The organism is Binatus sp. (SeqCode) (genome assembly GCF_049584895.1).
GTDB lineage: Bacteria > Desulfobacterota > Binatia > Binatales > Binataceae > Binatus.
Genome location: NZ_JBAUYR010000040.1, coordinates 75,771 through 88,008 on the forward strand (window position 1 = coordinate 75,771; position 12,238 = coordinate 88,008).

The 12,238-nt window shown below is 59.9% G+C and carries 6 protein-coding genes; 3 read left to right on the forward strand and 3 right to left on the reverse strand.

The features are described 5' to 3' along the window. Positions 1-75: 75 nt before the first annotated feature. Genes WB650_RS08040 through recD form a run of 3 tightly spaced genes read left to right on the forward strand, consistent with a single transcriptional unit; the run spans position 76 to position 9,280 of the window. On the forward strand, positions 76-3,690 hold the full coding sequence (locus WB650_RS08040; RefSeq protein ID WP_423960087.1) for an exodeoxyribonuclease V subunit gamma: 3,615 nt from the start codon (positions 76-78) through the stop codon (positions 3,688-3,690). Further along, positions 3,687-7,232: a UvrD-helicase domain-containing protein gene (locus WB650_RS08045; protein WP_422307104.1), complete on the forward strand. Its 3,546-nt coding sequence runs from the start codon at positions 3,687-3,689 to the stop codon at positions 7,230-7,232. The genes WB650_RS08040 and WB650_RS08045 overlap by 4 nt, the downstream gene beginning before the upstream one ends. Beyond that, a complete protein-coding gene (gene recD / locus WB650_RS08050) occupies positions 7,229-9,280 on the forward strand; it encodes an exodeoxyribonuclease V subunit alpha (protein ID WP_422307102.1) in 2,052 nt (683 codons plus the stop codon). Before WB650_RS08045 ends, recD begins: the two co-directional genes overlap by 4 nt. Here the strand turns inward: recD and WB650_RS08055 are convergent. The 3 genes from WB650_RS08055 to WB650_RS08065 are packed head-to-tail and all read right to left on the reverse strand — an operon-like array spanning position 9,277 to position 12,215. After that, complete coding sequence (locus WB650_RS08055) at positions 9,277-10,005, reverse strand: alpha/beta fold hydrolase (protein ID WP_422307100.1); 729 nt, start codon at positions 10,003-10,005, stop codon at positions 9,277-9,279. The genes recD and WB650_RS08055 overlap by 4 nt on opposite strands. A 26-nt stretch (positions 10,006-10,031) precedes the next feature. Then, positions 10,032-11,429 (reverse strand): amidase, encoded by a 1,398-nt coding sequence (locus tag WB650_RS08060; protein WP_422307098.1) that lies wholly within the window; start codon positions 11,427-11,429, stop codon positions 10,032-10,034. Between the two features lie 24 nt (positions 11,430-11,453). Beyond that, entirely contained in the window at positions 11,454-12,215 is a 762-nt protein-coding gene (locus WB650_RS08065; protein ID WP_422307096.1) for an SDR family oxidoreductase, read from the reverse strand. Between the last annotated feature and the right edge of the window lie 23 nt (positions 12,216-12,238).

Here is a 12,238-nt window from a genome sequence, read left to right on the forward strand (position 1 = left end):
TGTTTAATGACAACCGTTGTCAGTGCGCCGATGTAGGTTCCTAAAAGCTGAGCGGCAAGCCATAGTTGTGCCCCGATGATTCGTCTTCACTATTCAAATCGACTCGAAAATCTGATCGCGCCGCTGGCCGAGGCTATCGCCGCGCATCAGAAGCGCGATCCGCTGGAGCGGGTGTCGATTGTCGTGCCCAACCGCGTGGTCGAGCAATTCGTTCGCTATCGGCTGGCCGAGACGATCGGCGTCGCGGCAAATTTGAGATTCCCGTTCCTGCGCAGCTACCTGGCTGAGCTTCTTCAATCGACGAACAAGAACCTCAAGATCCTGGAGGCCGACGATCTGCAGCTGGTACTGTTCGAGTGCCTGCGAAGCACGGACCATCGCGACGACCAGGGATTGAAACCAACGCGCGACTACATTCTCGGGGGATCGAAGACGGACGCCGACGTCGAGCTCAGAACGCTGCTCCTCGCCGCGCAGTTGGCGCGGCTTTTTCGCGAATACTCGATTTCGCGGCGGCGCATGATCGGTAGGTGGCGCGCCGCCCAGCGATCAGATGTGGACGCAATGAGCGAGACCGAGCGATGGCAGCGGCATTTGTGGCAGCTGATATTCGATTCGCACGGCCGGGTGCGCGAGGAATGGATCAGGCATCGCGAGACCCGACTGATGATGCTGCCGGACGCATTCGAGGCGACGGAAGACCTGCAACTCAAGGCTGCTCTGCCCGGCATGCTGCACGTGTTCAGTTCCTCGTACGCAGGAAATGCATATGCGGATATTTTCGCGAGACTTGGCGCGCTCTGCGACGTTCGGATCTACGCACTCAATCCGTGCCGCGAGTTTTGGGAAGACGTCGATACGTCGCGCCGCAGCGCTTTTGCTGGATGGCCTCATCGGCAGGACAAAGTCGGCGAAAAAATCGATGAATCCGAAGACCCGTTCTCGCTGAATGAATCGTCCGACCCGCCGGCTCTGAGGCTCTGGGGGCGGCCGGGCCGTGAATACATCCGGTTGCTCAACGAATTGTCGCAGTGCGATTTCGCGCCGCTCTTTTCCGATCCGGTTTCCGGCGAAAGTGAAACAGGGTCGGTGCTCGAGGAACTTCAGCAGAACATCCTCGATCGCGCGCCACAGCCCGCGAATATCGAAGAGGGCAAGCTCAGGCCGACAGAGGCGCGAATCAGTTTTCTGGCCTGCCCGGGAATTCGGCGCGAAGCCGAGATCGTCGCGAACGAAATCTGGTCGATCCTTCGCAACAACGAAAAACTTGCGGCCGAGGGCAAAGCCGAGCGTATTCGCTTTCACGAAATCGCGGTGCTGATTCCAGACTCGTCGGTCGACGACTACGCGGCGCACATCGAAAGCGTCTTTCGAAAGCAGCACCGAATTCCGATCGATCTGGTCAGCCGCACATCCGCGGGCGCAAGCCGCGTCGCCGAAGCCGTCGAGCTGCTTCTCCAATTGCCGAGCGGTCGTTTCTCGCGCGCGGAAATGATTCGACTGCTGACGCATCCCGGGTTGAATGGTGTGAGGGAAAGCGGAATCGATGTCGAAAAGTGGCGGCGTTGGAGCGAGACGCTGGGGATTTTCTTCGGCGCCGACGACTACGATCTCAAGGACACCTACATCCCGCCCGGCCTCTACCATTGGGATCAGGCGATCAAACGCCTCGCGCTGGGCACGATGATGACGGGTCAGCGCGGCAGTGATCCCGCATTTTATGCGGCGGGAGCATCGGGACCCTCCTACATTCCCGGCGAAGTCGCGCAAGATGAACTTAAGACGGCCGCGCTATTCATCCGCATGGCGCGGTCTTTGATTGCCGACGCCATCTCGATTCGCGATGCGCATGGGACGCCTCGCGAGTGGTCGCTGATGCTTGGCGAATTCGTAAATGCGTACATACGGCCCGAGGGAGCAATCGATGAGCAGGTCAGGGACAGGTTCCTCGAGGCAATCGAAGCGATTGCAGAATCGGAACTGAACGTTGGTCCGATGTCGTTCGAGTCGGCGCGTGAGGTGGTCGCGGCGCGAGTCACCGACCTCGAATCGCGGCGCGGACAATATTCGGGTCGAGGCGTCGCGATTGGATCGTTTACCTCGCTGCGGTCGATTCCGTTCAAAGTAATTTTTGCACTTGGGCTGAATGACGCCATGTTCCCCGAGCGCGATCGTAGCGAGCCGCTTGATTTGCGGAAGCTCAAGCGCACGGCAGGCGACGTATCTCCCGCAGAGCGCGACCGCTATCTTTTTCTCGAGACGATCCTGGCCGCGCGCGAGCGGATTTTTTTCTCCTACGTTGCCCGCAATGCAAAGACCGGCGATGAGCTGGAACCTTCGCCAGTGATTCGCGAGCTCCAGTCAATTCTGCGCGGATTCATCGACAAGAAGACGCTCGCGAAGCTCACCGTGAAACATCCGATCAGCCGCTATGATTTGAAATATTTTCCAGAATTCAGCGCGGCCGGATCATCAGCGTGCGAGCCTGAATTCGAGAGCTTCGATCCAGACGCCCGGCGCGGTGCACGGATGCTCGCGCTGCGGAAAGAGATCAGTGAATCCACGCCGGACCGGACGAGGCTTGAGGGCGACGGGCTTTTGGGTTGTCTTGGCGGGGAACTGCGCGAACGCGTCGAAGAGGATCTCCAGTTCGCGAAATTTCAATCGACGCCTGCAGCGACGAATCCTGCGGCGGCGGAAGAAATCGCACTGCCTATCGCCGCGATTCGACGGTACCTCGAATGTCCGCTGCAAGGGGCAGCGCGCTACTCGCTCGGAATGCTCGAAGACGAGGAAGCGCCCGAAGACGCGGAGGATGAACCGGTACAGCAGTCGCGGCTCAATCGTACGGTCCTGCTGCGCACAATTTTCTGGCGTGCCGGCGGCACGCTCGACGCGATCGATGAAGAGTACGCGCGCGAGGTGCGAATTGCCCAGGCCCGAGGCCGCGCGTCAGCCGGACAGTTCGCTGAGGCCGCGAAAGCATCCGACGATTCAGCTCTTCGCGAATGGATCGCGCAGGCTTCGGGAGCGGGCGTGAGCGATCTCGACCGATGGAAGGACATCCGGATCGGGCGCGCCGATGAATTTGCCGACGTCGCGGAGATGCTCGCTCCTATCTCGCTGAATGCGGAAATCCAACGTCACGACGGAACGACCGTGACCCGTCGCGTGAGCCTTTACGGTACGATTCGCGGCGTTTCGCCGGACGCAGGCGCCGCGATCAATTGCGTGCTGCGCAAGAGCGTCAAATCCAAGGATTTTCTCCCGGCATTTCTAAACGCAATCGTGCTTGCCGCGAGCGGAGCGAAACTTCCGGCCAAATTTCGCGCGATCGTGATTCGGTCAAACTGCGAAAAGAAGGCTGATTGGATTCGAGAGTTCAAACCTTTGGAACAAAATTCCGCACTCGCTTACCTGACTGCAATCGTCGGCGATCTGCTGTCAACCGGCAACAGCTACTTCCTGCCGATCGAGGCGATCGAGGATGTCGTAAAACAACTACGCAACGAGAAGAACACCATGGATCTGGTCGATATCGTCGAGCAGGTCCTCCTCAACAATCCCCCGACCTGCAGCTCCGACTTCGGCCCCGTGCGCAACCCGCGGGACTTCGATCCACCGGACGAGAAAACGATCGAACAGATCGTCGCGCGCAGATTCAACCCGATAATCGGGATATTCGAATGAGCGTGACCGCACTCGCCGCCCACCTCGAATATTTTCGCCCCGCGATTCTCGACCGGATCCTCGACGGCGGCCACAAGATAATCGACGCCAGCGCCGGCACCGGCAAGACCTTCACGATCGAGCGCATCGTGGTTGAGCTTCTGCTCACCGGCGCCGCTACCATCGATCAGATCCTCGTTGTCACATTTACCGAAAAGGCAACGGCTGAGCTGCGTGCACGAATCCGCACGACGATCGAAGACGTTATCTCGGGCAGGGGCGTCGAGAACGCGCGCCCATCAGATCGCCGGCCTCTTGGCGGCGACCAGCGCGAGCGGCTGAAGTCCGCGCTGTTCTCATTTCATCACGCGCCGATCCACACGATTCACAGCTTCTGCCATCGGATGCTCACCGAGCTCGCTTTCGACAGCGGCGTCCGTTTCGGACTTGACCTGGCGAGCGGTCGTCACCAGTTCCATGAGGCTGTCCGCGCCGAGTTGCGCGATGAGTTGAAGTCGGACAGTTGCGTCAAGCGCCTGGTCGGCGAGTGGCTCTCGGACGACCGGCGCACTTCAGACAGCCTCGAGGATCTGCTCTGGCGGGCCCACTCGCAACGCTACCTGCGAACCGCCGGGCGCGAACTGAATCAGAAAGCGTTGACCGATCTCGCGAACACGTTCGACGCAAAAATGCTGGCCGGCGCGTACGAGCTTGCGGCGATCACAGATGATGCTCGGCTCGACGCTTTAGCAGCGACTGGAGAATTGAAGTCAATCATAGATCATGCTGCCGGATCGACCGCGCTTCTCGCCGAAAACTTGTGCGACTTCGAACTCGGTCGCATCTGCGATCCAAAGAGCGCGCGCCGCGTGCGAACTGAAAAGCGTCCGTTTTTCCCCGAGCAAATGCCGGATCGGGTGCGCGCGATCATTAATACGGTTCAGCGCGTGCAGGCGGCGTTGGCAATCGAGCAGCGCGTTGTCGACGAACTGCTTATGGGCGTCGTCAATCGGATGGACGCGCGAAAACGCGAGCGCGGCACGCTCGACTACGAGGACATGCTGGCGTGGCTGGCGGATGCGCTCGACGGTGCTCGCGGCAAGTCGCTCGCAACCACGCTACGCGAGCGCTACCGGGTGATTCTGATAGACGAGTTCCAGGATACCGACGAGCTCCAGTGGAAAATCTTCCGGCGCGTGTTCGTCGAAGGCGGCGGCAACCTCGTCTACGTAATCGGCGATCCCAAGCAGGCGATTTATGGATTCCGCGGCGCCGACGTGCACGCATACCTGGAAGCGCGCGAGCAACTTTCCACTTCAGGGGCGGCGACGGTTACCTTGCGCGAAAATTTCCGCTCGACTGCCGACACGATCGAGGCATGCGACCTGATTTTCGAGCAGAAAGCCGTGCCGTCATTGTTCACCGGCAAAATCCAATACGATCCTCCGGCCGAATGCGGACGTCCCGCTCTGAGAGCCGTCGCCGCCAATGGTAATTCGATTGCGCCAGTGACTCTAGTCAAATTCGCGCCGCGCGGTGAACGACACAAGTTCTCGCGCCGGATGCGCGAGGCGATCGGTCTCGGAATCGCGCACGCAATTCGACGAATCATCGAGGAACCGGATCGCGCAATCAAAATCTGCGATGAGGGGCATGCGCCGCGCAAAATCACTGCGCGAGAGATTTACGTTCTTACGCGCACCAACCGCGACAGCGTCGAAATCGCAAAACACCTGCGTCAGGCTGGAGTGCCGTTCGCCTTCTACAAGCAGGACGGTCTCTTCCAGACTCGCGAAGCCTCTTACGTTCTCGACGTGCTCCGGGGAATCGACGAACCAGGCCGCCGCTCAAACCGCCTAAAGGCTTGCGCCTCGCCGTTCTTCGCAGTCGATTACAGCGACCTAGGGCGGCTTGACGACGACCGCAACGCGCAGCCCATCCTCGATAGGTTGTTCGAATGGCGCGCGCTTGCCGAGGCCGAGCGTTTCGCCGAGTTGTTCGATGCCCTGCTCCACGAGAGCGGATTAGCAGAACGTCAGTTGCTGCTTTCGGACGGTGGCCGCCAGCTCACGAACTTCGAGCACATCTTTGAGATTCTAACTCGCGATGCGTCGCGGCGCGGAGTGTCGCTCGCGGAAATAATTGACCTGCTCGATGCCTACATCGCCGAGCGCGCGACGCCCTCGGGCGACGATCCTAATATCCAGCGCATCGAAGATGATCGCGACGCCGTGCAAATCATGACCATTCACAAGAGCAAGGGGCTCGAAGCTGACGTTGTCGCACTCTACGGCGGGTTTTTCGCAAACACCCAGCCTGATCTGGTTAGCGTCTATCATTGCGGAAATGAGCGGCGGCTTGCGATTGGCAAACCGGCGCGAGATTTGGCAGACGACGAGATCAAACAGGAACGCGCCGAGGATGATCAGCGTTTGCTCTACGTCGCCCTGACTCGCGCGCGCGCCAAATTGATACTCCCCTGCGTCCCGAGCGGGTCGCTGAATCGCAACCGCGATCTCACCGGATTCTACAAACCGCTGAACGATCGACTGCGTACCGTCGAGTGCGAAAGTCTATCGGAGCGGCTCTTCGTGACCGAGATAGCAATCCCGCCGTCGACGGATTCAGAAAGCGAACATCATCAGATCAAGCCGGCGTTTGACGAGAACGCCTTGTGCAACTGGCTCGAATCGACGTCTCAACCGGTCACCCGCGAGAGCGAATTCCCCGATCTGGCCGCAAAGCATCGAGGTTTGATCGTCGAGTCTTATACCTCGCTGCAGGCGGCCGAGCCCGATGACTTCAAAACCAGCGTCGACGCGATCGATGCGCGCGCCGACAGTCTCGATTTGCCCGGCGGCCGTCACGTCGGAATTTTCCTGCATGAAGCGATCGAGAAGCTGGATTTCAAATCCTTTGGCGATGCGCCGGATCTACGATCCTGGATGGCTCGCGACGAGGTGCGCGAGTTGTTTGCTAAATCGATGCGGCGCCATGGAGTTAATGATCCCCGATGGCTCGACCGCGGTCGTGAAATTGTCTTCAACACCCTGACCTCGCGGGTAGCACTCGGCGAAACGATGCTCGAAGGCGGTCTCTGTAGTTTGGAAGGTATCCGCGAGATGGAATTCGCCTATCCAATTCCCGAAAGGCGTCACACCCTGCTGGGTGACGGTCCGGACGGTGCGTGGACGGTCGGCCGCGGCTACATCAAGGGGTTTATCGACCTGGTATTCCGTCGCGACAACCTGATGTACTTTGCCGATTGGAAAGGCGACCTGTTGCCATCATATGAGCCTGCTGCGGTCGCGCGGCACGTCGAGAGCCACTACCGGTTGCAGGCGCGAATCTATTCCGTCGGCGTTGTGCGTCTGCTCGCCATTCACAACGAGCGCGACTACGACTCGAGGTTTGGCGGCCTCCTCTACGTATTTCTTCGCGGTGTATCGCGCTCTGGTGATGGGAAAATCGGCTTCTACTTCGAGCGACCGTCATGGAACGAAATAGTCACTTACGAATCCGAACTGATGAATCACGAATCTGACGCCGAGCTGATTGCGTGAACGACAGGTACTCACTACTCGGAATGGATACCGCGTGGCGGCGCTTTGAATCGGCTCGCGGCGGCAGCCGTTCCGCTTTCGGCGCTCGCCTTCGCGAGCTCGAAGGTGCGGTCGCCGCGCTCAATCTCGCGCCTGAGACTGTCCACCTGGCAGCCGAGCTCGCCGCCCTTGAACCTGCTCTGGAAGCCGATGATCGAATAGCGCTGATCGTGCTCATCCTTGTATCAATGGTTGCGCTTCAGGAAGGAAGCACTCGTTTTCCGGTCACTGGCCCGCTCTCCACAGCTCCAATGCGGCGCGTGCTGAGTACTCTGTGTGCGGAGGGTTTTGGTGAAGACGCCGTCGAAACTATAGCAACTGCGATTCAAGTTCTTCTCCAGTCGAACCGCGCACCAGCCGTAGTCGGTCAGCGGGAGGATGAGTATAAGCCCCTACTATATATCGCGCCTTACATGATTCATCAGAGCGTCTATTCCTGCGAGCGTGAACTAGCTATTCGACTGGCTGCGCTACTGAGTACTCATTCTGAGGAGCAACCTGACGCTGAGCGACTCGCGCTCGCACTTCAGGATGTGATCGCTCGTCCCGTGATTGTGCAGGGCAAGCGGATCGTGATGTCCGATGAGCAGTGCAGAGTCGTTACCGCTTCGGCGGGGGCTGGACTGACGGTTATTTCGGGCGGTCCGGGCACCGGCAAGACGTCGATCATCGTCGCAATCATGCGGCTGATGGTGCACCTTGGCGTCGATCCTTCGCAGATTGCCCTGACGGCGCCAACCGGGAAAGCCGCCTATCGGATGGGCGAATGCGTCAGTGAATCCCTGACTCGAATCGAGCAGCGCGACGCGGTGGATCAGGCGCTCCTCGATGCGCACCTGAGTCCCTCGACCATTCATCGCCTGCTCGGCTACTCGCCCGATTCCGGCCGCTTCCGGCATCATCGCAACAACCCGCTCTCGGCGAAGGTGGTGATCGTCGATGAAGGATCGATGCTCGACCTCACTTTGATGGAACGGCTGACGAGCGCGATTCAGCCGGGCGCGCGCTTGATCATGCTCGGCGATGCGAACCAGTTGCCGTCGGTCGCCGCGGGCTCCGTCTTTCGCGACTTGATTCCATCTGGTGAAGATGGCCTTGGTCCGCTGGCTGCGGCGTCGATGCGGCTCGAAGTGAACCATCGAATGAAAAGCGACGATGCGTCGGGTCGATCGATTTTGGTCGCGGCCCGATCGATTAACGACGGCGACTCCAATCTCCTGAGCTCGGTTGACGAAGCAAATGCTCCGATCGTCATACGACGCGCGTCGCCAGAAGAGCTGGCATTCACCGGCGTTGAATTTGTTGCAACCACACCGCGTGAGCTCGGGCCGTTTCTGGATCGTTGGTGCACAGATCGAGTGCGCAGCGAAAATGAGAGCGCAGATTTGATTGCGCATGAATACGTGGAACGTGACGGCCGCCTCGATGAGGCCGACTGCCAACGATTGCGTCAGCTGTTTGAGCACGTCGGCAACTCGCGCATCTTGTGCGTGACGCGTGTGTTCGAGACTGGCGCCGAGCGGATAAATGCGCGTCTACATTCGCGGGCCGCTGAATCCGCGGGCGTTGCAGCGGAGCGCATTCCGTTCGTGGTTGGCGAGCCGCTGATCGTGCTGCGTAACGATTACGAGCGCGGACTATTCAACGGCGACAACGGAATCATGCTGTGGGTGCGCCACGGCATCGGCGCGCGAGTCGCAATGGCGATATTTCCGCGTGGCGACAACTTCGTTGCGTTCCGATTCGAGGCGATGCGCGAATTCGTCGAGCTCGGCTACGCGATGACCGTACATAAAGCGCAGGGCTCGGAGTTCGATTCAATCGCGATCGTCTTACCCGAAAAACCGATCGCGGTGCTGACCCGGGAACTGGTCTACACTGCGGTCAGCCGGAGCAGGACTTCGGTCGTCATCGTCGGCGACGAATCGGTGCTCAGCGATGCAATCGCCACTCGCGTCGAGCGATTCTCCGGACTCGCCGATCGGCTGAAGCTCGAGCTTGCCGGCTAACTCTTTGGCGTGTGCGCGACCAGGAATTCGTGCACCCGCTTCACGGTCGCACCAATCACGTCGGGCGTTTTCCAATTCTCGACCAGCTCGGCGTTCGGCGCGAGCGTGGCGATTTCCTTCGAGGTTTCAGTCGGATGATAGTCGTCGCTGCCGCAGAGAATCAGCAAAGGCGTCTTGCACGAGCGCACGAAGTCGCGCGACACGTTGAATACGAAGTCGGTGCCGTACATCCGGTCGCGGAACTGCCTTAGCGAGGCGTCGTCAAGCTTCGGGCGGTCTGCTTTCAACGACTGCGCCCATCCGTCGAACATCGCAAAGAACATTTCGCGATTACGCGGACTAAGTCCGATAGGATTTTGCAGAACTGCGGCGCTTACGCGTTGCGGCGCGGCTTTGATCATTCCGAGGCTGTAAGACCCTCCGATACATCCGCCCATCAAGTGGCACTGTTTGATCCCAAGATGATCGATCAGCGCAATATGATCGCCGGTATACGTTTCCCAACCATCGTTAGCGGTGATCGGCCCCGACGACTTGCCGGCGTTGCGCTGGTCCATCGCAATCACGCGGAAGTTGGTGGCGAGTTCTTTGGTTGGATCGAACGGGCTCTTGGCCCAGAACTCGATGCTCGAGCGCATCCCGCCGGGCGCAAATAGCAGGATCGGATATCCTGACCCGTACTCCTCGTAGTATATCGACACGTCGTTACGCTTGAATGTTGGCATCGCAGACTCCTTGTAGCGTTTAAGGATCAATCTCCCTGAAGCGACGGCCGCAGATGACTCCACGGGCGGGCGGCTTCGAATGTCGCTGCCAGCGCGAACAAATCGAACTCGCCGTTTGGCCGTCCGACGATCTGAAGTCCAATAGGCAGTCCCGCGCGGGTAAATCCCGCAGGAATAGTCATTGCCGGTTGACCGGTGGCGTTGAACGGATACTCAAATGCTATCCAAGTCCATAACTCATCGAGATAGCTCTCGGGCTTGGTCGGAAAGCTACCGTTTCTCATAGCGGGCCGGGTCATCGTCGGCGTCAGCAGCGCATCGTAAGGCTCGAGACGCTCGACGATAGTGCGCGCAATGTTGTGCATCGTGGCGAGCAGGTTCACATAGTCAGCGCCGCTCACCTTACGCCCGTATTCGTACATCTCGCGCACGACTGGATCGATCAAATCGGGACTGGTAACCGGTATCGCCGCTATCCCAACGCAAATCAGGATTCGGGTGCACTCGATCAGCATCGCGCCGGGATCCAGGTCAATCGGTTCGATTCGATGGCCCATCTCGCGCATCGTCGCGCACGCCAAATCGAACGCTGCCGCGACTTCCGGATCGACGTCGCCAAGTTTCGAGCTTGCGATCGAGGCTAGCTTCAGATTCCGGGGCACGACCTGCACCGCTTCTTCGAAAGGACGCGACGGCGGCGGCGCCCAGTACGGATCCCCGGTCGCGGGACCTGCAATCGCGTCGAGCATCATCGCAACATCGCGCACCGACCTCGCGATCGGGCCGCGCGTCGCGTATCCACCCCATGCCTCTCCCCTATGCGGGGCATAGGTTATCCGTCCGCGCGACGGTTTGAGTCCCACCACTCCGCAGTTCGACGCGGGACCGCGAATCGATCCTCCGCCGTCGCTGCCCTCAGCCAACGGCCCGAGTCCCGCAGCGACTGCGGCCGCGGCGCCGCCGCTCGATCCGCCGGCGTTGTATTCGTGATTCCATGGATTGCGCGCCGTCGGGCACAGCCCCCCTTCAGTCGTAGGACGTCCGCCGAACTCCGGCGTGGTGGTTTTGCCGAGCAGGATTCCTCCTGCATTCCGCAGGTGCTGCGCGATGACCGCATCCTGCGGCGGCAGCGAGTCGGCGTAGTTGTGCGAGCCGAGCGTGGTGCGAATTCCCGCCGTCGGTGTGAGATCTTTCAGCGAGTACGCGACGCCATATAACCGCATCGACGCTGCATCGGTCCGCAACGTCTCCAGCCGCGCGGCGTCCGCGAGTGCGCGATCAGCAGTGACCGTCATGTACGCACCCAATTCTGGATTGAGCCGCTCGATTCGTGCCAGGTAAAACTCCGCGACTTCGCGCGGACGCAACTCGCCCTTCATTACCAAGTGGCGCAGTTGCCAGGCGTCGATGAAAGGATCGAACATAGTAGTAACTTGTATAGCTACTCACTATTGGGCGGTTAGTCCGCCGTCCACCGACATTGAGCATCCGGTAACGAATGAGGCGGCATCGGAGCATAGCCATACGACGGCTTCGGCTATTTCTTCGGGACGCGCTTTGCGTCCGATGGGTTCCACTTCGTCGAGGCGAGCAGCCAGCTTGGGCCGTCCTGCTACCATCCCTTCGACCAGCGGAGTGTCCACGACGCCCGGACATACGTCGTTGATTCTGATTCCCGAGCGCGCGTACTCGAGCGCCGCGCATTTGGTCAAGCCGATGACTCCGTGCTTGGCCGCCGTGTAAGCGGGCATCGAATGCGACGCGACCAGACCCGCGGCAGATGCAGTGTTGACGATCGCGCCAGGGCTTTTCTGCGCGATGAATTGACGGATCTCGGCGCGCATGCACAGCCATACGCCCTTTAGATCGACGGCGATGATTTTGTCGAACTCGTCTTCATCGTAGTCCGCGGTTTTGCGTTGTGTACCGGCGATTCCCGCATTGTTGAAGGCGCAGTCGAGCCGCCCGAACACTTTCACCGCCGCCGCGACCAGCGCATCGACATCCTTTGCGTTCGACACGTCGCAGCGCACGAATTGCGCCTCACCGCCGACATCGCGAATCCTGCTGACGGTTTGTTCTCCGCCCTCTTCGGCCATGTCGGCAACGATCACACGCGCACCTTCACGCGCGAAGACGATCGCCGCCGCTCTACCGATTCCCGACGCCGCGCCGGTTATCAGCGCGCTTTTGCCAGCGAGTAGTGCCATAGATTTATCTCCCGCTTCGCCGC